The sequence below is a fragment of the Mycobacterium sp. DL592 genome, assembly GCF_011694515.1.
Lineage (GTDB): Bacteria > Actinomycetota > Actinomycetes > Mycobacteriales > Mycobacteriaceae > Mycobacterium.
In genome coordinates this window covers 3,476,898-3,500,975 of sequence record NZ_CP050192.1, presented here as the reverse complement: position 1 = coordinate 3,500,975, position 24,078 = coordinate 3,476,898, and the positions used below count along the sequence as shown (strand labels likewise).

The 24,078-nt window shown below is 64.6% G+C and carries 25 protein-coding genes; 13 read left to right on the top strand and 12 right to left on the bottom strand.

Going from position 1 to position 24,078, the window contains the following annotated elements; genetic code table 11:
- Positions 1 to 3 precede the first annotated feature (3 nt).
- The 7 genes from HBE64_RS16810 to HBE64_RS16780 all read right to left on the bottom strand — a co-directional run bounded on the left by HBE64_RS16810 (position 4) and on the right by HBE64_RS16780 (position 6,420).
- Positions 4 to 1,170, bottom strand: coding sequence for a transporter (locus HBE64_RS16810; protein WP_167104515.1), 1,167 nt, complete (start codon positions 1,168 to 1,170; stop codon positions 4 to 6).
- On the bottom strand, positions 1,167 to 1,922 hold the full coding sequence (locus HBE64_RS16805) for a Zn-ribbon domain-containing OB-fold protein (protein ID WP_167104512.1): 756 nt from the start codon (positions 1,920 to 1,922) through the stop codon (positions 1,167 to 1,169). The genes HBE64_RS16810 and HBE64_RS16805 overlap by 4 nt, the downstream gene beginning before the upstream one ends.
- Positions 1,919 to 2,779, bottom strand: a complete 861-nt coding sequence (locus HBE64_RS16800; protein ID WP_167104509.1) for a hypothetical protein — start codon at positions 2,777 to 2,779, stop codon at positions 1,919 to 1,921. The genes HBE64_RS16805 and HBE64_RS16800 overlap by 4 nt, the downstream gene beginning before the upstream one ends.
- 7 nt (positions 2,780 to 2,786) lie before the next feature.
- Entirely contained in the window at positions 2,787 to 3,965 is a 1,179-nt protein-coding gene (locus HBE64_RS16795) for an aromatic ring-hydroxylating dioxygenase subunit alpha (protein WP_167104506.1), read from the bottom strand.
- A gap of 7 nt (positions 3,966 to 3,972) precedes the next feature.
- On the bottom strand, positions 3,973 to 5,202 hold the full coding sequence (locus HBE64_RS16790; protein ID WP_167104503.1) for a cytochrome P450: 1,230 nt from the start codon (positions 5,200 to 5,202) through the stop codon (positions 3,973 to 3,975).
- Positions 5,203 to 5,213: 11 nt separating this feature from the next.
- Entirely contained in the window at positions 5,214 to 6,080 is an 867-nt protein-coding gene (locus HBE64_RS16785) for an SDR family NAD(P)-dependent oxidoreductase (protein WP_167104500.1), read from the bottom strand.
- 136 nt (positions 6,081 to 6,216) lie between these two features.
- Positions 6,217 to 6,420, bottom strand: a complete 204-nt coding sequence (locus HBE64_RS16780; RefSeq protein WP_167104497.1) for a ferredoxin — start codon at positions 6,418 to 6,420, stop codon at positions 6,217 to 6,219.
- A 162-nt stretch (positions 6,421 to 6,582) separates the two neighbouring features.
- Here HBE64_RS16780 and HBE64_RS16775 point away from each other — a divergent pair, with 162 nt between their 5' ends.
- The 6 genes from HBE64_RS16775 to HBE64_RS16750 all read left to right on the top strand — a co-directional run bounded on the left by HBE64_RS16775 (position 6,583) and on the right by HBE64_RS16750 (position 11,433).
- Positions 6,583 to 8,121 carry an aldehyde dehydrogenase family protein gene (locus tag HBE64_RS16775; protein ID WP_167104494.1) on the top strand — a complete coding sequence of 513 codons (1,539 nt, stop codon included), beginning with the start codon at positions 6,583 to 6,585 and terminating at the stop codon, positions 8,119 to 8,121.
- A gap of 61 nt (positions 8,122 to 8,182) precedes the next feature.
- Complete coding sequence (locus HBE64_RS16770; protein ID WP_167104491.1) at positions 8,183 to 8,800, top strand: TetR family transcriptional regulator; 618 nt, start codon at positions 8,183 to 8,185, stop codon at positions 8,798 to 8,800.
- 81 nt (positions 8,801 to 8,881) lie between these two features.
- On the top strand, positions 8,882 to 9,601 hold the full coding sequence (locus tag HBE64_RS16765; protein WP_167104488.1) for a hypothetical protein: 720 nt from the start codon (positions 8,882 to 8,884) through the stop codon (positions 9,599 to 9,601).
- Positions 9,598 to 10,191, top strand: coding sequence for a cytochrome c oxidase subunit 3 (locus HBE64_RS16760; protein WP_167104485.1), 594 nt, complete (start codon positions 9,598 to 9,600; stop codon positions 10,189 to 10,191). Before HBE64_RS16765 ends, HBE64_RS16760 begins: the two co-directional genes overlap by 4 nt.
- Before the next feature lie 20 nt (positions 10,192 to 10,211).
- A complete protein-coding gene (locus HBE64_RS16755; RefSeq protein WP_243841350.1) occupies positions 10,212 to 10,463 on the top strand; it encodes a cytochrome C oxidase subunit IV family protein in 252 nt (83 codons plus the stop codon).
- Positions 10,464 to 10,626: 163 nt separating this feature from the next.
- Positions 10,627 to 11,433 (top strand): hypothetical protein, encoded by an 807-nt coding sequence (locus tag HBE64_RS16750; RefSeq protein ID WP_167109321.1) that lies wholly within the window; start codon positions 10,627 to 10,629, stop codon positions 11,431 to 11,433.
- Here the strand turns inward: HBE64_RS16750 and HBE64_RS16745 are convergent.
- Positions 11,430 to 12,059, bottom strand: coding sequence for a TetR/AcrR family transcriptional regulator (locus HBE64_RS16745; protein ID WP_167104482.1), 630 nt, complete (start codon positions 12,057 to 12,059; stop codon positions 11,430 to 11,432). The two genes, HBE64_RS16750 and HBE64_RS16745, sit on opposite strands and share 4 nt — an antisense overlap.
- 169 nt (positions 12,060 to 12,228) lie before the next feature.
- On the opposite strand from HBE64_RS16745, the gene HBE64_RS16740 reads away from it, so the two are divergent.
- The 4 genes from HBE64_RS16740 (at position 12,229) to HBE64_RS16725 (ending at position 17,037) form a co-directional block, all read left to right on the top strand.
- Entirely contained in the window at positions 12,229 to 13,236 is a 1,008-nt protein-coding gene (locus tag HBE64_RS16740; RefSeq protein WP_167104479.1) for a tyrosine protein kinase, read from the top strand.
- An 11-nt stretch (positions 13,237 to 13,247) separates the two neighbouring features.
- Complete coding sequence (locus HBE64_RS16735) at positions 13,248 to 14,360, top strand: phosphotransferase family protein (protein WP_167104476.1); 1,113 nt, start codon at positions 13,248 to 13,250, stop codon at positions 14,358 to 14,360.
- Positions 14,361 to 14,371: 11 nt separating this feature from the next.
- A complete protein-coding gene (locus HBE64_RS16730; RefSeq protein WP_167104473.1) occupies positions 14,372 to 15,364 on the top strand; it encodes a spirocyclase AveC family protein in 993 nt (330 codons plus the stop codon).
- Positions 15,365 to 15,432: 68 nt separating this feature from the next.
- Positions 15,433 to 17,037 carry an NAD(P)/FAD-dependent oxidoreductase gene (locus HBE64_RS16725; protein ID WP_167104470.1) on the top strand — a complete coding sequence of 535 codons (1,605 nt, stop codon included), beginning with the start codon at positions 15,433 to 15,435 and terminating at the stop codon, positions 17,035 to 17,037.
- Between the two features lie 15 nt (positions 17,038 to 17,052).
- On the opposite strand, the gene HBE64_RS16720 is transcribed toward HBE64_RS16725, so the two are convergent.
- Complete coding sequence (locus HBE64_RS16720; RefSeq protein WP_167104467.1) at positions 17,053 to 18,768, bottom strand: NAD(P)/FAD-dependent oxidoreductase; 1,716 nt, start codon at positions 18,766 to 18,768, stop codon at positions 17,053 to 17,055.
- Positions 18,769 to 18,854: 86 nt separating this feature from the next.
- Positions 18,855 to 19,889 (bottom strand): hypothetical protein, encoded by a 1,035-nt coding sequence (locus HBE64_RS16715; RefSeq protein WP_167104464.1) that lies wholly within the window; start codon positions 19,887 to 19,889, stop codon positions 18,855 to 18,857.
- A 210-nt stretch (positions 19,890 to 20,099) separates the two neighbouring features.
- Here HBE64_RS16715 and HBE64_RS16710 point away from each other — a divergent pair, with 210 nt between their 5' ends.
- Positions 20,100 to 20,723 (top strand): TetR/AcrR family transcriptional regulator, encoded by a 624-nt coding sequence (locus HBE64_RS16710; RefSeq protein WP_167104461.1) that lies wholly within the window; start codon positions 20,100 to 20,102, stop codon positions 20,721 to 20,723.
- 69 nt (positions 20,724 to 20,792) lie between these two features.
- Here HBE64_RS16710 and HBE64_RS16705 read toward each other — a convergent pair whose 3' ends face one another.
- Entirely contained in the window at positions 20,793 to 21,383 is a 591-nt protein-coding gene (locus HBE64_RS16705) for a TetR/AcrR family transcriptional regulator (RefSeq protein ID WP_167104458.1), read from the bottom strand.
- A 110-nt stretch (positions 21,384 to 21,493) separates the two neighbouring features.
- Between HBE64_RS16705 and HBE64_RS16700 the strand changes: the two genes are divergently transcribed.
- Together HBE64_RS16700 and HBE64_RS16695 are read left to right on the top strand one after the other, a co-directional pair.
- Positions 21,494 to 22,495, top strand: a complete 1,002-nt coding sequence (locus tag HBE64_RS16700) for a spirocyclase AveC family protein (protein ID WP_167104455.1) — start codon at positions 21,494 to 21,496, stop codon at positions 22,493 to 22,495.
- Between the two features lie 12 nt (positions 22,496 to 22,507).
- On the top strand, positions 22,508 to 23,290 hold the full coding sequence (locus HBE64_RS16695; protein ID WP_167104452.1) for a hypothetical protein: 783 nt from the start codon (positions 22,508 to 22,510) through the stop codon (positions 23,288 to 23,290).
- Here HBE64_RS16695 and HBE64_RS16690 read toward each other — a convergent pair.
- Positions 23,275 to 24,072 carry an SDR family NAD(P)-dependent oxidoreductase gene (locus HBE64_RS16690; protein WP_167104449.1) on the bottom strand — a complete coding sequence of 266 codons (798 nt, stop codon included), beginning with the start codon at positions 24,070 to 24,072 and terminating at the stop codon, positions 23,275 to 23,277. The two genes, HBE64_RS16695 and HBE64_RS16690, sit on opposite strands and share 16 nt — an antisense overlap.
- Positions 24,073 to 24,078 lie beyond the last annotated feature (6 nt).

The following is a 24,078-nucleotide window of genomic DNA, read 5'->3' as shown; positions in this document are numbered from 1 at the left end:
CGGTCAGATCGTGGCCGCGGAGCCGAAGACCGTCGAACTGACCAATGGTGCCATGGGACCGCCGATGAGCAGGGAGATCTCAGCGTCCCGGACCGGATTCGGTGAGTCCCCGCGGATCTGGCGCACCGCCTCGGCGACAAGCCCGATTCCGTGGACGAAGCCCTCGGCGATGTTCCCGCCCGCGGTGTTGATCGGGAGGCGTCCCGTCTCGACGGTCAGGTTCGCCACGGTCAGGAAATCTCCGGCATCGGCGCCGGGCGGGCAGAGCTCGTGATCGATCATCGCCGCCACCGCCGGTCCGGTGAAGTTCTCGTACACCTGGGCCACGTCGACGTCATCGGGTGTGATCCCGGCACCGGTCCACAGCCGCCGCACCAGGGCGGGGTGAAAGCCCGCGCTGGTGTAGTGCTCCTCGTTCTCGACCGACTCGGTCCAGCCCGCCGCAGCCCCCTGCACCCCGGACAGGATATAAGCGGGTCGGCCACGGTAGTCGCCGGCCCGGTCGGCTGGGACGACGAGAATTGCTGTGGCACCGTCGTTTTCCCGTGAGCAGTCGAACAGCCGCAATGGCTCGGAGATCGGGCGTGATCCCTGATAGCGGGCGTGGTCCACGGGGTGACCGTAGGCGACGGCACGCGGGTTGCTCTGGGCGTGGTGGTAACCGGCCAGGGATACCGCCTCGAGCGCGGAGGCCGGGACACCGTCGACCTCCAGCAGCCGCTGCGTGCGCAGTGCGCACACCTGTGCAGGCGCGAGCATGCCGTGTGCGGTGTACAGATGCCCCATGTGACCCTTGTTGAAGGCGCCGCGTCCGTCGGTACCTTCGCTGAGCCCGCGATACACGACCACGCATTCCGCTTGCCCGCTGTGCACGGCGGCGGCGGCGCAGTTGACGGCCGCGGCCACCGCTCCGCCACCGCCACCCCATACCTGGGTGGACCACCGCACCTCGTGCACCCCCAGGGCGGCACCGATGGCGAGTCCCTCACTGGAATCGCTTGCGTAGGAGACGAAGCCGTCGATTGCGCGTGGGTCGACGCCGGCGTCTTCGCAGGCCCGTAGGATCGCTTGCAGGACCAATTGCGCCGAGGAGAAGGGACTGGTGCCCCGCTTGTAGTAGTCGGTGGCGCCGACGCCGACCACGGCCGTCGAGCCGCGGAAGCCGCTCATCGGTCTCCCTCCTCGAGGTGCCAGCGGATCAACGGCCAGTGCCGATCGTCGGGTGGTTGTTCGATGTGGCCGCGCACCGGGGCCCCGATGGTGGGTGTGACACCGTCAGCGTCCGCCAGTACACCGACGATGCGGCGCCCCCCGGCCGCGGGAAGCTCGACCAGCACCACCACGTAGGGCAGATGGCCGGTGCTCTCCCGGGTGAACGGCTGCCAGGTCCGGGTCCAGGAGAAGATCGTTCCGATGGGATCGACGTCACGCCAACTCAACTGGAACGAATGGCAGTGCGGACACATCGGCCGGGGTGACCAGATCCACGTCGAGCACTCGCTGCACTGCTGCAGCGTGAGCCGGCCCGACCGCAGTCCGTCCCAGTGCGGGCCATCGAGCCCGTCCGGGGAGGGCCCGGTGATGTCGATCCACGGCGGGGTGTCGGGGATGTTACGGACGCTGAGAACGCGCCAGCTGCCGTCTGCCTCGAAATGCACCCAGCGGCTGCGCAGTTCGAACCAGGTGTCATCTGGTCTCGTGTAGCGAATGATCGCGTCGTAGCGGCCCTCACCGGCGTCGGTGATGCTGCGCACCTGTGAACACTTGAGCTGTCGCGGTACGTCTGCCGACGCGATGAGCTGACCGATCCGGTCCGGCAGGAAGTCGGCGAGCACGGTGTTGTTGTCGGCGGCGGCGACAGCTTTGCCGTGGGCTTCCACTGTAGCGGCGAGGTCATCCGGTGCACCGGGCGCCGTGGTCAAGCGTTACCTCCGAGTTGATAGCGCACGTCGGTGCGGTCGTGTTGGAACCCGGCGAGCCGGGCCGCATTGACGAGATTGAGATCGTCGGAATCGACGTTGACCATGACTCCGGTCATGCCCACTTCGTGGGCGACGACAGCGATACCGTGCAGCAGCCGCCGAAGCGAACCCGCCGGTGCCGACGCAGGCGACTCGAGGTCACCGACGACGCCGCACACGCCGAACTCTTCGGAGTCGACGGTTATGCGGTTCAGTGCGACTCTTCCGACGACCCGACCGGCCTCCCGCAGTGCGTAGCGGACACTCGTGGCGGTGGATCCGGCCGGCTCGAGAACGGGAGCGCCGGCCAGTTCCGGGTCCGGTTGCGTCCCGCGGACGAGCTGCCAGACCCGTCGTGTACGCGGGATCAGGAAGCGATTGCTGATCCGTCCGGTGGCGGGGTGATTGCCCCTGGCCCAGCAGGTCACGGTGGTGGCGCCGGTCCCCAGCCAGCCGTCGGGGCCCGTGGCGTCAACACCCACCTGTTCCAGCAGCAGAGTCATGATGCCGATCGAACGCAGCCGCGGATCGATCACCGCGGTGCCTTCGGCCCGACCCGGTTCCGCACTGCTGACCCGTAACAGCCCGGCGATGGCCTCGGGTGTGTCGGGCTCGGCCAGCGCCGTGGCATGGGGCAACATCCAGATCAGCAGGTGCTTGTCGGAGGCGTCGGCGGCGTCCATCGACCTCATGACGGATTCGAATTCGATTGTGCTGTAGCCAGGCTCGGCGTCATAGGCCGCCGCCCGGCGCAGAACGTCCTGGAGTTCCGCTGCCTCGGCGGCATCCAGACTGGTTCGCCACTCGTACTTGATCATCGGGCCGTCACGTCGCGGCGCGGCCCTTAGTGAGCAGCTTACCGATCTCCCTGTGGAAGACTTGGTTGGCAACCTCATTGCGGCCCAATAACATTCCACCGGCATCGGCGCTCGCCATGCCCTGCTGCGAGTTGCGGAGCAGCGGGAAGTCCTCCTCATGCAGGACCGTCAGCAGAATCTGCCAGTTTTTGTCCCACCGATGCTGCCAGTGCTCTTCTTCGAGCCCGGAGGCCGCCACGGAGGGCACCATCAACCGCTGCTCCATCCGCGACTGGGTGGGGTCGGTCGGGTGCGGCCGGAAAGTGAGCAACTGGAAGTGGTCCGGTTGGCGCAGCAGGGTGCTGTTCGGCAGAAGGAAGTGTGTTTCGGTGACGTACGGGTCAAGTGGCCGCTCGCCCGGATCTTCTTCCAGCCACCGGTCGATCGACTTGCGGGGAGCGATGAACCGGCAGTGCCTGCCGAAGTCCTCGAACGCCATGACATTGGTGTGAATGATCTTGCCCGCGGAATTGGGATGCGCGTACTGGATGTGATAGCCGTCCAGGAACGCGTCCTGCATGATCTTCCAGTTCGTCGGCTCGTCGAATCCAGCGGCGCGGAAGCACACCAGGTCCTCGAGGCGGTACCCGGCCAGGATGGAGTCCATCTCGGGTCCGAGCCATCCGGCGACGTCGATCGAAACCTCGGCGTTGTCGATGATCCAGATGAAGCCGTGGCGCTCTTCGCACGGAAGCTCGATGAGCCCGTGGCTGCTGCGGTCGATATCACCGAAGGTGTTGTCCCGGGTGATCATTCGCAGCGAGCCGTCGGGGTCGTAGGACCAACGGTGGTAGGCGCAGGAGAAGAATCGGCACCGGCCCTTCTCGTTGTCCTCGAGCAGCGCGCCGCGATGCCGGCACAGATTCACGAACGCCTTCACGGTGCCGTCCTTCTGGCGGACGACGAGCACGTTGTTTCGGGGCATCGTGACGGTGAGGAAGTCGTACGGCTTGGCGATCTCCGAGCCGTGGGCAACGATCGAGGGCACCTGGCCGAAGACGTAGTCGCGTTCCTCCTGAGCCAGCACCGGGTCGATGAACTCCTGCGCGGTGAACGGCACGACCTCGTCGAACTTGTCGGTGGTGTCGTTGCGTAACAGTTCGATTGCCCGCCGGATGCGGTCCTGGCGGGGAAGTGATGTGGTCACGTCGGCCTCATCTCTCGGCGGTGAAGGTGATCGGCATCCGGTGGCAACCGCGCACCTGGGTGGAGTGGAATACGGGTGGGTCGGATTCGACCAATTGATAATCGGGGATGCGCCGGTGCAGTTCTTCCAGGGCGATCGTCAGTTCGATACGTCCGAGGTGGGAGCCCAGGCACCGGTGGGGACCCGATCCGAACGACAGATGCCGGTTGGGGTTGCGGGAGATGTCGAACGTGGTGGGGGAGTCGAAGTAGTCGGGGTCCCGGTTTGCCGTACACAGCAGCACGATCAACTGGTCGTCTTCGGCCAGGTGGACCCCGCCCAGTTCGGTGTCACGGGTGACCCGGCGCCCGGCGGACACGGCGGCCTCGATCCGCAGGACTTCTTCGACGGCTTTCGGGATCAGCGTGGGGTCGTCGATAATCGCCTGTCGTTGACCGGGGTTGTTGACGAAATGCACGATCGACCAGGCCAGCGACCCCTGGACCGTGTGCAGTCCACCCATCAGCAGAAGGAAGAACATCCGGAACAGTTCTTCATCGGTGAGCAGACGCCTCCCGTCCGGCAGGTCGACCTCGGTGTGGATGAGTTTGGAAGTGGCATCCTCGCCCGGATTGGCGCGACGTTCGGCGATCACTGTGTTGAAGTAGCCTGCGATCGTCAGCGCGGCCATCATCATCACCTGATCGGATTCCTCTTTGGTGCCGCCAGGCTTGCCGAACAGGACGGCGTCGGTGGCCTCGGTGAACATCGCGGCATCCGACAGCGGCCAATCCATCAGCGCCAGAAACACTCTGGCGGGCAGTTCGTGGGCGAACTCGGAGACGAACTCGGCCTGGCCCTTGGTGGCGAAGCCGTCGATCAGTTCATTGACGACGCCCCGGATCTCGTCGGCCAGCCGTTTCATGCGCTGCGGGCTGAACAACGGTTGCAGCGCGTGGCGGTAGGCGGTGTGCTCGGGCGGATCAAGCTCCAGTGGGATGAAGCGGCCGAAGTCGGCGGGGGTGACGAGGTTGTTCGGGTAGCTCGAGAAGCTGTCGGTATCGGTCAGTACGTCGTGAATTTCCTTGTAGCGGGTCACGATCCAGTGCCCACCGTGGGCTGTCGAGTACACCACCGGCCCGATGGCGGCGAGTTCGGCCATCTTGTCCTGCATGACATCCACCGGTGCGGCCAGTGCGGGGTCATACACGTCGAAGTCGGTGACGAGGTGAGCGGGGACCTTCTCGATTGTCGTCATCTCGGGTCTCCTCAGGCGATCGGTTCGGGGTTGAGGTCCTGGGGGAACCACATTCCGACGCGGGCCAGCGTGCCACCGTCGGTGGAGCCAAGGGTGGCCCCGGAGATGTAGGCCGAGTCGTCGGAGACCAGGAACAGGGCGACTTTGGCGTTGTCGGACAACGACGGCGGACGCTTCAGCTTGAGCGGGATCGGGGACACGGTCGGGTTCCACTCGCCGGCAGATTCTTCATAGGACATCCCCACCACCGGAGAGCCCGGCGGCATGAGGAAGTTGGGTGACATGCCGTGCGTCGGTGCTATGGCGTTGACCCGGATTCCGTACCGGCCCAGATCCAGGCTCAGTGCGCGCACCAGTCCATTGACCCCGGCCTTCGTGGCGCAGTACATCGGGATGTTGGGGTAGGCGGCCAGCGAGGCCGCCGACGAGGTGGCCAGGATCGTGCCACCCCCGTTGGCCTTGAGATGAGGGACCGCGGCCTGCGCGGTGTAGATGACGCCGGTGAGATTGACACCCAGGACCGCGTTCCAATCGTCCTCGGTCATGTCCTCGAACAGGACTTCGTCTTCGAGTCCGAGGGCGGCCGCTCCGCCGCGGGAGACGATGCCCGCATTGGCCCAGGCGATGTCGAGCTTGCCGTAGTGGTCGACAGCCTGGTTGATTGCCGAGGTGATCTGGGCTTTGTCGGACACGTCGGCGGTGAGTGCGATGGCGTCACCGCCGTCCTCGGCGACCAGCTTCAGGGTCTGCTCGGCGCGGTCGGAGTCGATGTCGACGATCGCCACCTTGGCGCCTTCGGCGGTGAACAACTGTGCGCACTGGCGGCCCAGTCCCGAACCGGCGCCTGTGATGACGGCGACTTTGCCCTCGAGTCTCATGCCTAGGTCTGCTCCTGTTCGAGAGTGCAACCGCGGTCTTTGCCAGGCCGGCGGTTATGGAGATGCGGATGTGAACCGGGAGTGTGTGACCCGCGCCACCCGGTCGTCAAAACCTTACGCCTATAGGTTTATCGAGTCAATCGTTCTCGGCCTCGTCGATCACCAGCGCGCCTTCGGGGCAGGCGGCGACGCCCGCCCTGGCGAGTGCCCCTTCCGCCGGATTGATGGTGCGGTCCTCGGCGATGCAGTAGCCCTCGTCATCGATGGGAAACAGATCTGGCGCCACTGCGTAGCACTGGGCGTGGCCCACGCATTTCGGACGTTCCAGGCGAAGCCTCATCGACGATTCCTCCTCGGTGGCGGTGCAGCCCCATTAATCTAATGACGTTAGATTAAGGCACGGGCCGAGCCGGTCGTCAATCGGGCGTAGGCCATTGCGGCCGCCGGTGCAAAAAACTTACTGTGTTAGGTAACGGCGGGCCCGAGCGAGGAGTTGTTGCAAATGACGACGGATCAGACCTGGGTCGAGCCACGGGTGCTCGATGTTCGGTGCCCGGCCGACGGGCGCCCAGTCGGCACAGTGGCCGATCTCGATGGTGCCCAAATCGGCGTCGTGTGTGCGGAATTGAGGGCAGCGCAACCGGCGTGGGAGGAGCTTGGCCCGGCCGGTCGCCGGGTTTGGCTGTTGCGTTGGCTGGACTGGCTGCTCGACAACGAACAGCGACTGCTCGAGATGGTGCAAGCCGAGACCGGCAAATCCTGGGCTGATGCAGCACTGGAGATGGCGGTCGCCATCGACGTCATCAACTACTTCACCAAGAACGCCGAGACATTCCTCGCCGATCGCTCGGTCAAGCCGAGTGGGGTGGCCAATGCAGTGCGGCGACTGCGCGTGCGGGCCCGTCCGTATCCGCTGGTCGGGCTGATCACGCCATGGAACGGACCGCTCGGCGGCCCCATGATGGACGTGGTCGGGGCACTCGTGGCGGGTGCCGCTGTGGTCTCCAAGCCCTCGGAGGTCACGCCGCTGACATGGGGCGAAGTGGTGCGTGGCTGGCGCGAGGGGATCGGGGCCCCGCCGGTCCTGGCGTGCGTCACCGGCGGCGGCGCGGCGGGCGCGGCCGTCGTCGACAACGTCGACATGGTCATGTTCACCGGTTCGGTGCGCACCGGGCGTGCCATCGCGGTGCGGTGCGCCGAACGCCTCATTCCGTGCAGCCTCGAACTCGGGGGAAAGGACCCGATGATCGTGCTGGCCGACGCGGACCTCGAACGTGCGTCGAGCGCCGCGGTCTGGGGGGCGATGACGAATGCCGGCCAGGCCTGTATCAGCGTCGAACGCATCTATGTCGAGGACGGCGCGTACGACGAGTTCGTCTCGCTGGTCGTCACCAAAGCCAAGGCGCTGCGGCAGGGCATGGATGAACCTGGCGCCTTCGCCTGCGACATCGGCGCCATGGTCACGGCGGCTCAGATGGCCGTCGTGCAGGACCATGTCGATGACGCACTGGCCAGGGGGGCGCGGGTTCTGATCGGCGGCTCCAGCACCCCCGACGGCAGGTTCTTCGAGCCCACCGTCCTGGTCGATGTCGACCATTCGATGAAGTGCATGCGCGATGAGACCTTCGGGCCGACCGTGGCGATCATGCGGGTCCGCGACGACGAGGAGGCGATCGCGCTAGCCAATGACAGCGAGTACGGCCTGAGTTCGAGCATCTGGACGCGTGACCGGCAGCGCGCCGACCGTCTGTCACGCCGTATCGAGGCGGGATCGGTGTCCATCAACAACGCGCTGGTGGCCACGTTCCAGCTGCCGATCCCGATGGGCGGCTGGAAGAATTCCGGACTGGGCACGCGTTTCGGCGGCGCACAGGGTGTGCTGAAGTACTGCCGCCAGCAGTCAGTCGTCGAAGAGCGCATTGCGCTCAAGTCCGAACCCCTCTGGTACCCGGTGATTCCGGCCAAGTCCCGGCTGATTGCGAAGATGACCCGCATGCTCGGCGCCCACGACTGGCGACGGCGGCTCGGGCGGCATGGATGATGACTGAGATACCGCTGCCGGCTTTCTATACTGACCCGATGACAGGCGCGGTGAGCTGACCATGGCCCGACCATCGAAGCCGTTGATCAGCAGAGCCGCCGCGGTGCAGGCGTCCATCGAGATCATCGACAACGAGGGCCTGGATGCCTTTAGCCTGCCGCGGCTCGCCAAACATATGGGCGTCCAGGCGCCGTCGCTGTACCACCACTTTGCCGACAAGACCGAGATCCTCAACGCCATCGCCCGCTACATCGCCGGTAAGTCGGTCACCAAGCCGCGGCGCGCACCGGGACCCGATTGGCCGGAGTACTTCGTGACACTGGGGCTGAACTTTCGGCAGGCGGTGCTCAAGCACCGCAACGCCGCCCCAATCCTGGTCGAGTATCTGCCCCGGGAGACCCTCACCGGCAGCTTTGAGGACGCGGCGCGATTCCTCAGCGACTCCGGTGTCCCGGTGGAGTTGCACGTCGAGATTCTCGACGGTATGGAGACGTTGTGCATCGGTGCGGTACTCGTCGAGGCGGTGCGCGGGCCACGGGGCAGGCAGGCGGCATTCTCGGCGGCCGACCCTGTCGAACATCCCCACCTGACCAAGGCGCTGGCGGCCAACCAGCTCGTGGCCAAGGAGCTCTTCGCCGAGCGGATTCGTAGCTTCCTCTATGGGGTCGTGCACGACTGAGACGCCGTGATCTCTCCTTCGGCCGCTCTTGACTTCGCTACTTAATCTAGTGCAGATTAAAATTTTACGAAGGGATCCTTCATGACCCGTGGGATTGAACGCGCCATGGCGGTGTCCGGGGCGGCATTCGTCCTGCTGCTGTTCCCGGCGATCATCATCAGTGGGCTGTTGCCGCCGATGTCACCCATGCGGACCGCCGAGCAGGTGGCGCAATTCTGGTCGACTGATACCGGACTCAAGCGGCTGGGGTTGGTGGTCATGTTGGCCGCAGCAGGTTTGCAAGCGCCATTCGGCGCACTGATCGCGATACGTATCCGTCAGATGGAGGACGGTCGTCACTCGGCGCTGCCCTACACCCAGGTGGTCGCGTCCGGGTTGGCAGTCGTTGCGATCCTGCTGCCGACGTTCGCCTTCGCGGCCGCGTCCTATCGCCCCGAACGTGATCCGCAGATCACCCAAGCGCTCAACGATCTCGGCTGGTTGCCGTTCGTCATGAACTGGCCGGCGGCCACAATCCAATGTCTGGTGATCGGGTTCGCGATCTTCGGCGCCACCAAGAATGTCTGGCCGCGGTGGCTGGGCTACTTCAACGTCTGGTGCGCATTCATCTTCGCGGCAGGCGGATTGGTTGTGCTGTTCAAAGACGGCGTGTTCGCGTGGAACGGACTGCTGGCCTTCTGGCTAGTGGCGGTGTTCTTCGGGGTGTGGTTCCTGGTGATGTCGTGGCAGCTGTGGTCGAGTATCCCGAATGTCGAAGCTGACAGTCCGAGGCGATCCCCGCGGGCCGTGGCGCCGTCATGACCCTGCTCGACGATGCCGGCCCGGACCGTACGAGCCGGCGCAGGGTTCCCGGCGAAGAGGGGATCTGGGTATTCGTTCTCGGCGACATGACGGTGTTCGCACTGTTCTTCGGAACGTTCATGTACTCGCGGGGCAAGAACCAGAAGGCGTTTGCCCAAGCGCACGCCGAGCTGCATCTCGCTCTCGGTACTGTGAACACCGTCTTGCTGCTGACCAGCTCGCTGTTGGTCGCGCTCGCTGTCCACAACGTACTCGCTGGTCGAAATGCCCAGGCGCCAAGGCTTTTTACCGGGGCGCTGTGCTGTGGGCTCGGCTTCGTCATAGTGAAGGCGATTGAGTGGACCGAACTCTTCCGGGCAGGCAAGGGTATCGGTAGCGGGGAGTTCTTCTCCTATTACTTCGTGTTCACCGGGATCCACCTGATGCACGTCCTCATCGGCCTGGCGATTGTGGCCCGGCTGATCGCACTGACACGCAGACCCGTGCTCGAGGCAAAGCAGCGACAGCTCTGTGAAACGGGCGGAATCTTCTGGCACATGGTCGATCTGCTGTGGATCGTGCTGTTCGCGCTCTTCTACCTTGTGAGGTGACGATGTCTACCGGCCACCGCATGACCCTGGTATGGATTCTGTTGCTGGTGTTGACTTTTGGATCTTTTGTGGTCGGTCTCGAGCAGAGTGCGGGCGCTGCCGACATCGCCGCGATCGTGATCATCGCGATCGCGATGTTCAAGGTTCGACTGGTCGGCGTGCACTTCATGGATGTCCGGGTCGCCCCGGTGGCCCTGCGGGCCTTGTTCGAGGGCTACGTGCTGGTCGTGTTCGTGGTCTTGGCCGTCCTGGACCTGGCGGTCAGGGGATAGTCGTCCGGGGCAAGAATGAACACCAATTCATTCTTGAAATAGCGTTCATCGAAGGCTACAGTGCTGGAACAGCTGACCGCACTACGTGCCGTGGAAGGAACGCAACACCGTGCTTGACCACTTGATCGCTGCTCCACCGATTCCTGCACACCCGACGACTCCCATGCCGTTCATGCCCGAGGTGCTCTTTACAATTTTTCTCGGCATTCCGGTGCTTTTCGGTGTCTTCTTCGCTATCAAGCACCTGGTTACCGGCCGCGGCCCGTTGCTCGCCTTCTGCCTGATCGGCGGTGGCATCGCCTGTCTATTCGAGCCGATCGTCGACACCCTCGGACTGTGCTACATCCGGCAGGGCGCGGTGACGACGACGTTCTCGTCGATGGGACGGGACTTTCCGCTCTTCATCAACTTCGTCTACATCTGGTACGTCGGCGGCCTTGCGTATCTCGCCTACCGGATCTACCGGACTGGTGTGACTCGGAAAGCGGTCTTCCAGCTCTACCTGATCGACGTCTTCATCAACATCTGGCTCGAGAGCCCGGGCGTCCTGATGGGAGCCTATGAGTACTACGGGCCCCAGCCGCTCAACTTCTGGGGACTTCCCCTGTGGTGGGTGTGCGTCAACCCGCTGATGCCGATGACGGCCGGCGCGCTGATCTACCGGATGAGTCCGCACTTGCCGGGCTGGCGGCTGGCACTCGTCATCGCCTTCATTCCGATGTCGGACGGGATTGCCAACGGGGCCGCGGCCTGGCCGGTCTGGACTGCGCTGAATCTCAACGCGTCGCTGTGGGTGACACACCTCGCCTGGCTGGTCACGCTGGGTCTGGCGCTGACCGCGGTATGGATCCTGTCGTTCGTCGTCGCCAAGCCTGACGATCAGGTCTTCATCACATCGAAGGTCGGGATTCTCAAAGCCGCCATATTCGGCGGTGATGCGAGCAAGTCTCACGCACCTGTGGCGGTTTAGTTGTGTTCGGCCTCAGCGGCTTTGGTGACCACAGCTTCGGCATCGGCAGGGGGGAGCCCAAGGGCGGTGAGGGCAAACTGCGCGAAGGCGCGTTCGGCGTCCGGGCCATGCCGGCCGTCGAGGATCTCCCGGATGAGGGCCAGCGCTCCACCGAAGATTGCCGTGAGCAGCACCTCGATGTCGGGCACGGCGAATCGGCCGGTAGCGATGCCATTCTCGACGGCGGTGCGGGCATGGGGGTGCAGTGCGTCGCCGAACACGGTGTCGGAATGGCTGATGTTGACGATCAACCGCGCGAAATCTGGCTCGCTGCGGGCCAATCGAATGACTCGCAGGCAGGCCACCGCGACGACCTCGGCGGGGTCGGCGGCCTCATCTGCATTGCTGATGATCGCCGAGGCCAGATCCGACAGGCTTTCGGTGATGACCGCTTCAAGGAACTCCTCTTTGGACGAGAAGTAGTTGTAGAACGACCCGAGGGCGATGTCGGCGTGCTCGGTGATCTCCTGAATGCGCAGTCCTGGAACGCCTTTCGCGGCGATAAGAACACGCCCGGCGTCGAGGAGTTGCCGGCGGGTTCGCTGCCGAAGGCGTTCGGTGCGCGTCGGTTTGGCGGAAGTCGTCACAGGCACATTCTCCAATATGAATCACTTTTCATACTTGATCATACATTCACATGTCGCTACGCTGGCGACGGCAATTCGAGACCTGGATCTCGACGGAGAGGAATCCATCGTGGGGTCTAGCCCGGCATCCGCCCACATCGCTGTTCATCCCGATGAGACGGATCTCCTGATGCCGCTGCCCGAACCGGGGGAGCAGTGGGATCCGCACACCATCCATACCCACTACTTCGGGTTCTCCGTGCCGGAGGCCGCAATTGGTGCATTCATCTACATCCGCTACCAGCCCGCGTTTCCCCTCTCCCAGGGCGGCGTCTGCGTCTTTCAGGGGCATGACAATGTCGAACTGACCGACATGGCGTTCCTGGATTACGAGATCACCATGCCCTGGCCTCGGGTCGACGGGAACACCATCACGACGGACAACGGACTGTCGATCGAGTTCATCGAGCCGGGGCGAACCGCTCGCCTGCGATACCGCGCGTCCGACGACTCGATGTCCTTCGACGTGATCGCCGAGGCGGTGACTCCGCTGCTCGCGCGCGGTCATGTCATGCCGGGCGAGGACGCCCACCACGACCGCCTGCGTGAACCCGGGGGCAGCGAGCAGTTCATGCGGGTCGCCGGTCAACTCCAATTGAATGGTGTCGATTTCGCCGTCGACTGCTTTGCCCCGCGGGACCGCTCGTGGCGACAGGTCAGGGTAGAGAAGCGTGGCGCGGTGCCGAGCCCCCCGGTCGGCTGGTCCCCGATGTATTTCGGCCCCGACCTGATCTTCAATCAGATCAGCTTCGAGCCGCTCGACACCGAGCCGCGCTGGAAGGGCCTCTACGACATCGGCAATCGGTCTTCACACCACTTCGCCTGGGTGATCAAGGATGGCGAAACCCGCGCTATCACGGCAGTGCGACGCGATGTCGCCGAATACCACCCGCGGATCCACATGGCCGTCCGCCAAGAGGTCACCGCCCAAGACGATCGCGGCCAGCGATACCGCTTCCGTGGTGAGGCCATTGCCAGCGCCTCCCTTCCCGCGTGGCCCAACGTGTCGTTCCGTGACAGCGTCTACCGCTGGGAGGACGACGAGGGCCGCATCGCATATTGCACGTATCAGGAGATCTGGTTCGACACCTACCAGAAGGCGATGGTCAAACGCCTGTCGTCAATCGGGAATGGATAGAGGAGACACCCGTGGCGCTCAAGAATGCTATCGACACCGAGGTTGCGGCACAGCGGCTCGCCGACTGGCTGCAGACGAAAATCCCAGGGGCACAGGATGTTCAGGTCACCGACGTGTTCGTCCCGCCATCTGCAGGGCTCTCGAACGAGACAGTGCTGTTCAACGCCTCCTGGCAGCAGGGCGGCGAGCGCGTAGTACGTGAACTGGTGGCTCGGGTCCAGCCCGGTGGCCCCGGTGTGTTTCCGGCATACGACCTCGCCAAAGAGGCCGCGGTGATCGGCGCGCTCGGTGCGGGCACCCCGGTCGCCGTACCGGAGGTGCTGTTCTTCGAAGAGGATCCTGATGTCTTCGGCAGTCCGTTCCTGGTGATGCAACGGGTGGCGGGAAGGGTGCCATCGGATGATCCGCCGTTCACCGCAGGCGGCTGGGTTCTCGATCTCACACCCGAGCAGCGGACGCGTATGTGGCACAACAGCCTTGGCACGCTGATAGGCATCCACGCCGCGAACTGGCGTGAACTGGGACTGGACTTCCTCGACACCGACGCCAACGGTAGCGGACTCGATGCCCACCTTGCCTACTGGCGGGAGACCTTCGCGTGGGCGGCCGAGGGCGAGCCCAACCCGACGATCGAGCACGCCCTGGACTGGTTGGTGTCGAACCGGCCGGATATCGACGACACCAAGGTGCTCAATTGGGGCGACGCCCGAGTCGGCAATCTCATCTTCAACGACGTCCTCGACGTCGCCGCAGTCCTGGACTGGGAGATGGTGGGCCTGGGTGCGCGTGAGGTCGACCTGGGCTGGTGGCTGTTCCTTATGCGCCATCACACCGAGGGGATCGGCCTCCCGCTGCCCGACGGCGTTCCCGACCGGCAGCAGACAATCGACGACTACCGGACGCATTCCGGGTACGCGCCGCGCAACGTCGAGTACTTCGAGGTGCTGGCCGGCGCGAAGCTTTCCATCATCATGGTGCGAGCCGCTCACATGATGATCGCGCTCGGCCTGCTTCCCGCCGACAATCCCATGGCGCTGAATAACCCGGCGAGTCAGCTGCTGGCCACGTTGCTCGACCTACCCGCACCGACCGGGGCTACCACTTCGTTCATCGGCAACAGGTAGGGGCACCAAACATGTTGCAGCAGAGGTCAGAATCGGTGCAGGCCGAACGCCGCGGGGAACCGACGGCCTCGGCCGAACGTGGCGGCACGGTGTCGATATGGGCGATCGCCGGTGTCGCGTGGATCCTGTTCGTCGGCCAGGCATGGACACGGTGGGTCGCCTCCGACACTCAGTTCGGCCCCGCCCCGATCTTCGGCCCCGACCGCTTCGACGGGGCTGCGCTGATCACCCTGCGCGTGATCGAGGCTGCCAGTCTGGTGATCGCTGCCGCGACCATCTGGGTGTTCCTCGTCAAGCCCTTGGTCAGGGACCGTCGGTTGGCGCTGGACGGGATGATCGTCATCGGGTCGCTGCTCGCCTCCGGCATCGACCCACTCATCAACTACTTTCACTACACGTTCGCCTGGAACGCCCATGCCGTCAATCTTGGCTCCTGGCTGGCCTTCTTCCCGCTGCACCAGGGTCCCACGCGCTACGGGGAGGGCATTGTCTGGTTCGTTCCGCAATACCTGTACCTGGGAATCGGGCTGGCGGCCATCGAATGTCGCATCATTCTCGCGTTGCGACGACGGTACCCCGCGATGCCCAACGTCCGGTCGTTCGCGATCGCCTTCGCGGCCATCCTGTGTCTGGACATCATTCTCGAGCAGGTCTTCATCCGGACCAAGGTCTACGCGTTCCCGCGCACCTGGGAGGCATTGACCCTGTTCGCCGGAACGCCCTACCAGTTCCCGGTGTACGAGAGCATCTTCGTTGCCGTCTACGCGGCCGGATTCACCGTCCTGCGAATGTCGGCGCACGACAGTGCCGACGGAGTGCCGTTCCTGCACCGCGGAATTGAGCGCTGGACGCCGCGCCTGCAGACTCCCGTCAAGCTGCTGGCGACCATCGGATTCTGTGCAGCGTGGGCCGCACTTGCCTACTTCATTCCGTGGAGCTGGATGTCGGTCAATCCCGACTCGATCGTCACGCCACCGTCCTACATGTTGCCGGGACCCGTGTAAGCATCCGCCGCCCGGCCTTCGACCATCAGACTTACCGAGAGGACCACAACGTCATGTTCGGCGACGGAATGCCAGGAACCCCAAACCCTCCCAGCCAGACCGATTTCCTGATCGTGGGCGCTGGTCACAATGGACTGACCGCCGGCTGCTACCTGTCGAAGGCGGGCCACCAGGTGACGATCGTGGATGCATCGTCGTTGGTGGGTGGGATGACAGCGACCAACGCCACCCTGCCGTCGGCGCCGAATCATCGGTTCAACGAGGGCGCTATCCAGCTGACCGGGATCTTCCGGCTCTCCGGGGTGGCCGAGGATCTGGAACTGCACAAGTACGGTCTTCGGCAGATCGACGTGGATCCGGCTCACGTTCAGCTCGCACCGGACGGCAGTTCGCTGGCCATCTGGAAGGACGCCAGCCGCACCGCCGACGAACTGCGCAAGTTCTCGCCGAAGGACGCGCGCGCCTGGCTCGATATGGCCAACGCACTGGATCCGGCGATGGATCTTGTTGTGGCGTATATGAAGTCCCATCCGCTGCGTCCGTGGAACGCCGAGATGGGCAGGGCGGTGGCGCGCGCGGTCCGGCACCCCAAGAAGCTGTGGTCGCTGCGGCACATGGCCACTGCATCACACACCGAGTTTCTCGAGGAGACCTTCGAGACCGAGCTGCCGAAGGGGGCACTGGCCGCGATGGCGGCGTTCTCGCAGATGCGCCTCGACATGACCGCCTGGGCGATGATCTACCTGGGTGTGGTGCAGAAGGTTTCGAACGCGATGCCGGTGGGCGGCACCGGCGCGCTCCCTGCGGCTCTGCACCGCTGTCTGCTGGCGCACGGCGGCACTGTGCACACTGACTGCCGGGTGGCTGAGCTCATCATGTCAGGCGATCGGGTCTCGGGGGCACGACTTGAGGATGGCCGCACCATCACCGCACGCAAGGCCGTTCTGACGACGTGCAATCCGGTGATCACTCTCAACGAGCTGCTCCCAGATGGCGTGCTCGATACCAAGCTGGCCGCCCGCTCCCGGGACATCCCGATCCGCAAAACCCATGCCACCTCGCTCAAGATCAACGTCGCCATCGACGGCGAAGTCTCGATGCGGCGCCACGAGAAGTGGCGCAACGACGGGCTCGACCTTCGGAAATACCTCGTTGCATGGCACACGCTGGCAGAACAGGACGCCGGGTGGAACGCGCTGGTCCGGGGTGAATGGCCTGATCCGGTTCCGGTCAGCTGCTCGATTATCCCGTCCGCCGTCGACCCCACCCAGGCTCCTCCCGGCTCGAGCACCTTCTGGCTGTGGTCAGGTGTGATACCGGTGACGCCGAAAGAGCCGTGGGAGGACGTCCGCGACAAGATCGGGGATTCGGTCCTGCGCGATGCGGCCCAGTACTACGAAGGTTTGAACAGCCTCGAGATCGACCGAACGGTGTTGGGCGGCCCCGACATCGAGCAGCGGTTCAACGCGCCGGCGGGCAACGTGTACCACGTCGATCCCCTCATCACGCGCTTCGGCCCGCTCAAGCCCGCCCCGGGACTCGGCGCATACCGGACACCGGTCAAGGGGCTGTATCTCAGTGGGGCTGGGACCCACCCTGTCGGCGGGGTGTGCGCGCTGCCGGGCAAGCTGGCAGCGCAGACGGTATTGCGGGACCTGACCGCGAAAGGTTAGCGGCGCGGTGCGCCACTACGAGCAGGCCGGGAAGGGATCGTTGGGTCCGCTCGTGTAGGGATCCCCGACAAGCGAGGCGCGCCGGCGTTCCCGCCGCAACCGGTCCTTGAGAGCTCCCAACCGGCCGCCCTTGTCCTCGAGGCGGAACTGCTTGAGCATCGTGCGAGCCGCATTCTGGCCGGGCATCCCGCTGATACCGGCGACGGGATGGGTGCCGGAGCCGGTGAGAAACAACCCTTCGACCGGGGTCCGATATCCCGCGAATCCGGCGACCGGCTTGTTGGGACCGAACCTGCTGATCGTCGGATCGACGTGGTACACCGAGCCGTCGATGGCCCAGAAGCGTTCCTCGATATCGGGCAGCACCAGCGGCCGCACGGCGACCTGCAGGTCCTCGACACCCTTGTAGAACTCGTCGGCGTCTTTGATGATGCTGTCGGTGATCTTCTTGCGCGCGACGTCCCAGCCCTCTTCGGGGAAGGACGGGGTCAGCCCGGTCCAGAACCACCACAGGTCCTTGCCGGGCGGCGACATCGACGGATCGAACGCGTTGGTGACCTGCGCCAGACCGGGTATCGCGTCGGGAACCTGGCCACGCACGCACGCCTTCGCGGCCGCCTTGGCCTGTTCGTAGGTGTGATAGCAGTTGCAGGCCACGCGCAGGTCGATGCCGTCGCCGCGCCACTTCTCGTGTTTGGACATGTCTACCCGGCCCGACAGTGCGACATTGACTTTCGCGTCGGCGATACCGCGTTTGCGGGTCGGAATGTGATCGGCTGCCACCTGCTTCTTGTGCTCCAGGACGCCCCGGGGGAGCAGCCGCGTCAAGGTCGTCTTCGGGCTGCAGGCGGTCAGCACACCACGGCGGGCGCGGATTTCGGCTCCGCCGCGGACCCTGACGCCGACGCAGCGGTTGTTCTCGATGATGAGTTGCTCGACGGGTGAGCTGGTGATGATGTCGCCACCGTGGTCCTTGATCACCCCGATCAGCGCCTTGGGCAACGCACCGGTCCCGCCGTGGAACATCGCGACACCGTACTTCGACAGCACGCCGAGGTAGATCAGTGACCAGCCGGACAGGTCAGCGTCGAATGGCATGAACGGTAGCGAGGTGAGCAGGGGAGCCCGGATCATGTCGTGCTCGAAGCTCTCCTCGACCGCTTCGGTCTGTGAGCTTGCCATCCACCGTCCGATGGCGCTGAGCTGGCGTCGGTTCTTGGCAACACCCTTGGCGGCCTTGAGGATTGCGGAAATGTCGGGTGTGACGACATTGGTCTGCATCATCGGAAGACCGATCTCGACGGCCGCGTCGATGACCTCGTACAGCTCGATGAGGGCGCGGGCATCCTTGCGGGAGAAGTACTCCAGTTCGGCTGCGGTCTTGCGCGGATCCCGCCACAGGCCCAGTGAGCTGCCGTCGGCGGCCAGTTGGAAGTGCGCCGGGTCGATGACGGTTTGACGCAGCCCGTAGCGCGTCGACAGCTCCAGGTCGTCGTTGATCGTGGTGGTGCGGAATAAGGAGGCCTGGATGGAGGCTTCGTTGATGGTGTACTCCGGGGCCTCCGGCGCGAACGAGTTCGTCGAGGTCATGCCGCCGGCGGTGGCGGCCGCTTCCACAACCAGGACCTTCAGCCCGGCCTTGGCCAGATATGCCGCCGCGACAAGTCCGTTGTGGCCGGAGCCGACCACGACGACATCGGCTTCACGAGGGGTCTGGGCAACTTGGGACATCACAAACCTCATCTGATGTAGGAGATTAACGGACGGAACACGTTGGGCCGAGACCGGATTGTGGAACCGGCCCAACGTGCCGTGAGTTAGACCGAGGCCGCCGGCTGACGGTTCTGCTGGGTGCCGTTGGCGATGATCGTCGGGCCGACGATGAGCGCCTGCGTCGGATCCTCGGGGTTGACCGCGATCCCGTCGCCGGGCTTGACGCCGCCCTCGTCGCACATCTTGAGCCACAGGGCCTGCCGGCCCTTGCGGGTCGGGATGAACTTGCCGTAGGCGAACACCCGCCAGAACGTCCACTTGGGTGCCGGTAGCGAATTGGGCCGGCCGACAAGGCGATGCAGGACGAACATCCAGCCCACCATCATCGCCATCATGACGGCCGCGCCCAGCCAGCGCACCGGCGTGGGCAGGGTGGAGTTGTGGATCAGGATGTGCGGGAAGCCCACTCCGAAGTAGGCGACCATCATGCCGAACGGAGCCACCAGGAGGAGCAGAAGCTGCTGCGCGCCTTTGAGTCTCGGAACGGCGTAGGCGAGGATGGCACCGATCGTGACGAACGAACCACCGTTGATGAAGCCCCACCAGTACGGGAAGTTCAGGAAGCTGAACGGTTGCACGCCGTAGTAGAGGTAGGTGCCGAGGTTGATGCCGGCGGTTTCCATGACGGCGTCGGTGACGATGCCCATCCCCAGCAGCATCACGAAATGGCTCGCATGAGCGCCATTGCGGATCACGAAGTAGCAGAAGTAGGCCTCCAGTCCCAGGAACGCCACGTAGCACGGCGGGATGAGGAGGGGAACGGTGATGCCGAAGTTGGTGAAGGCCGGCATGAGGTTGTTGGCCCAGTGCAGATGGCCGAGCAGGTCGAGCATCGGCTCGAGCAGGCTGCAGATCAGGCCACTGGCCATGACGATCAACGGGATGAAGTTGCGGCTGCGCACCGCGGCCCTGATCGCCCACGGCAGAGCCAGGACCATAACCAGTGCTCCGGCGATGAGGAAGAAGGCGATCTCCGCGCCCAGGCTGACACTGAAGTCACCGGGGGCCGGTTGGATGTTGGGCGGCCAGCCCTGGCCCTGGACCAGTGGCGGCCAACTCAGGCTCAATGTGGGACTCATCGATTCGGCCTCTCCTTGCGATCTGGTCTCCGCATAGCCGCTGAAGTGCGGTTTTCCCTGCGGCAAACGGTGCGCGCCGCGCTCTGGCGGCTGTGGACCAGCTCACACTAACACCGTGTCTAGACATTGTGTATGCCTCATTTGAAATTAGATTAGATTTGATGCGGGCCCGCGCCGGGGGCGGCCCGGGGCGACGGTAAGGTGACGCAAATGACGGAGGCCACGCGCCGACCGCGCTCGGTCGACCCCAATGGGGTGCCTGCGGTCGACGCCCTGTATGCGGCGACGACCCGGCTGATGGAGCGCGAAGCGTTCGCTGATATCAGCGTGGCGCAGATCCTCACCGAGGCGAACGTCTCGCGGGCGACCTTCTACTTCTACTTCTCGTCGAAATTCTCGGTCCTGTCCGGTCTGCTCGAGGTGGCGATGGAGGACATCTTCGGAACGGTGCAGCCGTTTCTGGAGCGTTCGCCCGACGATCCGCCGTCGATCGCGCTGGAGCGCAGTATCCGAGCGGTGACCCATGCCTGGCATCGGCACCGAGTCGTGCTGCAGGCGGCGAATCAACACTGGCACAGCGAGCCTGCGCTGCGCAGCCTGTGGCTGGCCATCGTCGAGCGCTTCGTCGCCGCCGGTGCGGCCGAGATCGACCGGGAGCGGGAGGCGGGGCTGATCACCTCGGACCTGCCGAGCCGGACTCTGGCCGCCACACTGTTCTGGAGCACCGAGCGCGTGCTGCACATCGCCGGTATGGGGGTGGATCCCGAGCTCACCGACGAGGAAGCCACAATCGGTCCGCTCGTGGCGATGTGGAGCGGCACCCTCTACGGCTAGTGACCAGGTCGAACTTCACGTTTCGCAGGGAAAGATCGAGTGCGGCGCTGCAAAACGTGAAATTCGATGTCAGCGGGGCACGACGCTGGCCATGGCCAGCGATGTCATCACGAAACGTTCGATCATCGCGCGTTCGTCCTCTTGGGGGATGTTGCGCCGCAGGATGATCGACGCGTAGACGGTGTGCAGCCAGTCGGCGAGATCCCGATTCGACAAGTCGTCTCGAAGCAGGTGCCGCGTACGGCCGAAATCCAGCCAGGGCTGCCAGAACCGCACGGCGCGCTCGACCAGTTCAGGCTCCCACAACGCCTCGTGGGGGGTGACCGGACTGCCGTCACCGAGCAACGCCGACAACTCGGGATCGTTGCGCAGCGTCTCGATGATCTGGACCGATAGTTCGACGAACGACTCGGTGAAGCCCGCGTCCGGAACCTGGGCACCCGGTGTGGCGGCATCGGCGATCTCGACGATCCGCTCGATTGTCGCGGCCAGCACCAACTCGCGACGGTCGAAGAAGACCTTGTACACCATCTGTCGGCTGTAGCCGGCTTCGCGGGCGACGTCGGCCATCGTCACGGCACGTACGCCGTTGGTGCGGAACAACTCCCGTGCTGCCCCGACAATGCGTCGCCGGGCGGCGGCACGGGGTGTCGGCGTCATGCCGGCCCGCCGTTCGGGGGTGACGCCGTGGTTGACAGGTTGACATACATGGCGTCATTATCACCCAACTGGTTACAAATCGTCTATTTTGTCCACTGGAGGTGCAGGAGATGTCGTTGACCGCTGGCCACGCCGGGTCGGTCGCCGAGAAACGGGCCGCGCCGGATCCACCCCCGCTCGGGCGGCAGGGTCCGGCAACGTTCCTGGCTCTCATCGGCGCCGTGTGGTTTGTGATCTGCATCGAAGTCGTTGTGCGATGGGTGACTTCGGGTGAGGAGTTCACGCCGGCACCCCGGATCGGACCTGACGTCATGGCGGACTGGCGACTGGTCGCACTGCGGATCTTCGAGGCGATCAGCCTCGTAGTGATGACGGCGTTCGTCTGGTACTGCGTGGTCAAACCCCTGCGCCAGACCGGCTCACTGAGCCTCGACGGCAAGTTCGTCATCGGCGGCATCATCTGCTTCGTCGCGGATGCCTTCCTGAATGTGCAGCAGTACTTGTTCGCCTGGAACAGCGCGAACGTCAATCGTGGGGTCTGGGTTCGGTTCCTGCCGTTCCACAATCCGGAGGCGCCGAGTCGATATGCGGAGTCGTTGATCTGGGGACCGCCGATGTACATCTACTTCTGCGCCGGGGTGGCCATTGTGGCGTGCCACGAGGCGAAGCGCCTGCGACGCCGGTGGCCGGCCATGTCGAAGTTCCGCCTGTTTGTCTTTATCTTCATTTTCGAATTCATCTTCGATTTCGTGGTGGAGAATGTGGTGATCCGGACCACCCATGCCTACGCCTTCGCGAAAACGTATGAACCGCTGACGTTGTGGCCCGGCGAAGTGCATCAGTTCCCGATCTATGAGTCCATCCTGGTGGCATTCGTCGGGTGTGTCTTCACGTGGGCGCGGATGGAAGCGGAGGAGCGGCCTGTGGGAGAGTCGCCGATCGAACTCGGCGCGCAGCGCTGGCGTCCGTCGTTGCGGCCCCACGTGCGGAACTTCGCCGTCCTCGGATTCTGCATGGTGACCCTGGTGTTCGTGTACCACCTGCCCTTCAACTGGCTGGGCCTGATCGGGACGTCGCATGCACACCTGCCCAGCTATCTGCTGCCCGGCTGAGCGGAGGACGTGATGGTACCCGTGACGACAACCGGAATCGATACCCCGGTCTGGCCGATCGGCCAATGGATCGCCACCATGCTGACCTTTGGTCTGGCGATCATGGTGCTCATCTGGGTTGCGCGCCTATGCCGACGGGAAGCGATCGTCTGGCCGGCGTTCGTCCTCATCAGCGGAACGCTCACCTGCCTGATGGAGCCACTCTTCGACCACCTGTACGGGTTGTGGTTCCGCGAGGAGGGGCAGTGGCACCTCTACACGACATTCGGCAGTCACCAGCCGATCTGGGTGCCTGCGGCCTACCTGACCTTCTACGGCGGCGCCACCGTGTTCATCGCCCGAACCCTCGAGCGCCGCCCGGCGATGCGCACCGTGTGGACGATGTACGCGTTCATCGTGGTGATGGCGGTCGCGGCCGAGATGACCTACATCAGCGTGCTGAAAGTCTATGAGTACCAGGACAGTCAGCCGTTCGTCGTCCTCGGTTACCCGATCTTTCTTGGTTTCACCAATGCGATGTCGGCGCTGGTGAGCGGCATCGTGATCTATCGGCTCGCACCGCAGCTCAGTGGCCGTGGCTCTCTCTACCTGATCCCGGTGGTGCCGATGGCGTTCGCGGCGGGGCTGTTCGGCTCCGGGATTCTGTACCTGTCGGTTCGGCATTCGGTCGACAACCCGCCGATGGCCATCGTCCATCTCGCCGCGTTGACGGTGGTCGGGGGGATCGCCAGCACTGTCGGGCTGCTCGGCAGGCTGCTGGTCGTACCGAGATCGGTCGATCAGGGCATCGTGTAGCCGCCGCTGACCGAGATCAGCTGTCCGGTCACCTGCCTCGCGGCAACCGGAGAGGCGAAGAACAACACCGCGTTGCCGACATCGTGGGCAGTCGTCAGCTCGCGCGTAGGGGTGTCCTTGAGCATGAACTCGATCTGCTTGGGGTTGAACACCTCATCCTGGCCGACTGACCACAGGCTGGCCGCCCCGACCGCATCGGCACTCTCCGGGATGACCAGGCCAGGGCAGACGATATTGGATCGGATGCCGTGCCGGCCGTGCTCGCGGGCGGTGGTGCGGGCCAACGCCACCATCGCCGCCTTCGATGCACCGTAGACCCCTTGGCGGATCTGCCCGAAGGCCGCGTCGCTGGCGATGAACACGATCGAGCCACCGCCACCCTCCTTCATCGGTCCGATCGCAGCCTGCGTCGCGGCGATCGCCGAGAAGAAGTTGATCTCGATGGTGCGCTGCCACTTGTCGCGGTCGGTATCGGTCGCGATGAAACCCGGCACACTCCACCCGGCGTTGTTGACCAGCACATCGACACCGCCCCAGCGGTCGACCGCGGTGCCGACGGCGATCTCGCCGCCATCAGGCGTCGTCAGATCGGCGATCGCGAGTTCGACCGCCGCAGCGCCGGCCACCAGCGCCTCGGCTTTCACCTTCTCGGCCTGCGGCTCGTCGATGTCGTTCAACACGATTCGTGCGCCCTCGGCGGCGAATTGGTGCACGATGCCCCGCCCGATGTTCGACGCGCCGCCGGTGATCACCACACGGGCGTTGGCCAGTCCCAGATCCACGATGAC

What these genes read in the sequence shown, in the direction of transcription:
- HBE64_RS16725 (WP_167104470.1), top strand. Translation starts at nt 15,433, where the DNA reads ATGCCAGGAACCCCAAACCCTCCCAGCCAGACCGATTTCCTGATCGTG.
- HBE64_RS16750 (WP_167109321.1), top strand. Translation starts at nt 10,627, where the DNA reads ATGCCGTTCATGCCCGAGGTGCTCTTTACAATTTTTCTCGGCATTCCG.
- HBE64_RS16715 (WP_167104464.1), bottom strand. Translation starts at nt 19,889, where the DNA reads ATGAGTCCCACATTGAGCCTGAGTTGGCCGCCACTGGTCCAGGGCCAG.
- HBE64_RS16775 (WP_167104494.1), top strand. Translation starts at nt 6,583, where the DNA reads ATGACGACGGATCAGACCTGGGTCGAGCCACGGGTGCTCGATGTTCGG.
- HBE64_RS16695 (WP_167104452.1), top strand. Translation starts at nt 22,508, where the DNA reads ATGGTACCCGTGACGACAACCGGAATCGATACCCCGGTCTGGCCGATC.
- HBE64_RS16800 (WP_167104509.1), bottom strand. Translation starts at nt 2,779, where the DNA reads ATGATCAAGTACGAGTGGCGAACCAGTCTGGATGCCGCCGAGGCAGCG.
- HBE64_RS16770 (WP_167104491.1), top strand. Translation starts at nt 8,183, where the DNA reads ATGGCCCGACCATCGAAGCCGTTGATCAGCAGAGCCGCCGCGGTGCAG.
- HBE64_RS16705 (WP_167104458.1), bottom strand. Translation starts at nt 21,383, where the DNA reads ATGACGCCGACACCCCGTGCCGCCGCCCGGCGACGCATTGTCGGGGCA.
- HBE64_RS16760 (WP_167104485.1), top strand. Translation starts at nt 9,598, where the DNA reads ATGACCCTGCTCGACGATGCCGGCCCGGACCGTACGAGCCGGCGCAGG.
- HBE64_RS16730 (WP_167104473.1), top strand. Translation starts at nt 14,372, where the DNA reads ATGTTGCAGCAGAGGTCAGAATCGGTGCAGGCCGAACGCCGCGGGGAA.
- HBE64_RS16720 (WP_167104467.1), bottom strand. Translation starts at nt 18,768, where the DNA reads ATGTCCCAAGTTGCCCAGACCCCTCGTGAAGCCGATGTCGTCGTGGTC.
- HBE64_RS16790 (WP_167104503.1), bottom strand. Translation starts at nt 5,202, where the DNA reads ATGACGACAATCGAGAAGGTCCCCGCTCACCTCGTCACCGACTTCGAC.
- HBE64_RS16810 (WP_167104515.1), bottom strand. Translation starts at nt 1,170, where the DNA reads ATGAGCGGCTTCCGCGGCTCGACGGCCGTGGTCGGCGTCGGCGCCACC.
- HBE64_RS16755 (WP_243841350.1), top strand. Translation starts at nt 10,212, where the DNA reads ATGACCCTGGTATGGATTCTGTTGCTGGTGTTGACTTTTGGATCTTTT.
- HBE64_RS16710 (WP_167104461.1), top strand. Translation starts at nt 20,100, where the DNA reads ATGACGGAGGCCACGCGCCGACCGCGCTCGGTCGACCCCAATGGGGTG.
- HBE64_RS16700 (WP_167104455.1), top strand. Translation starts at nt 21,494, where the DNA reads ATGTCGTTGACCGCTGGCCACGCCGGGTCGGTCGCCGAGAAACGGGCC.
- HBE64_RS16765 (WP_167104488.1), top strand. Translation starts at nt 8,882, where the DNA reads ATGACCCGTGGGATTGAACGCGCCATGGCGGTGTCCGGGGCGGCATTC.
- HBE64_RS16740 (WP_167104479.1), top strand. Translation starts at nt 12,229, where the DNA reads ATGCCGCTGCCCGAACCGGGGGAGCAGTGGGATCCGCACACCATCCAT.
- HBE64_RS16785 (WP_167104500.1), bottom strand. Translation starts at nt 6,080, where the DNA reads ATGAGACTCGAGGGCAAAGTCGCCGTCATCACAGGCGCCGGTTCGGGA.
- HBE64_RS16780 (WP_167104497.1), bottom strand. Translation starts at nt 6,420, where the DNA reads ATGAGGCTTCGCCTGGAACGTCCGAAATGCGTGGGCCACGCCCAGTGC.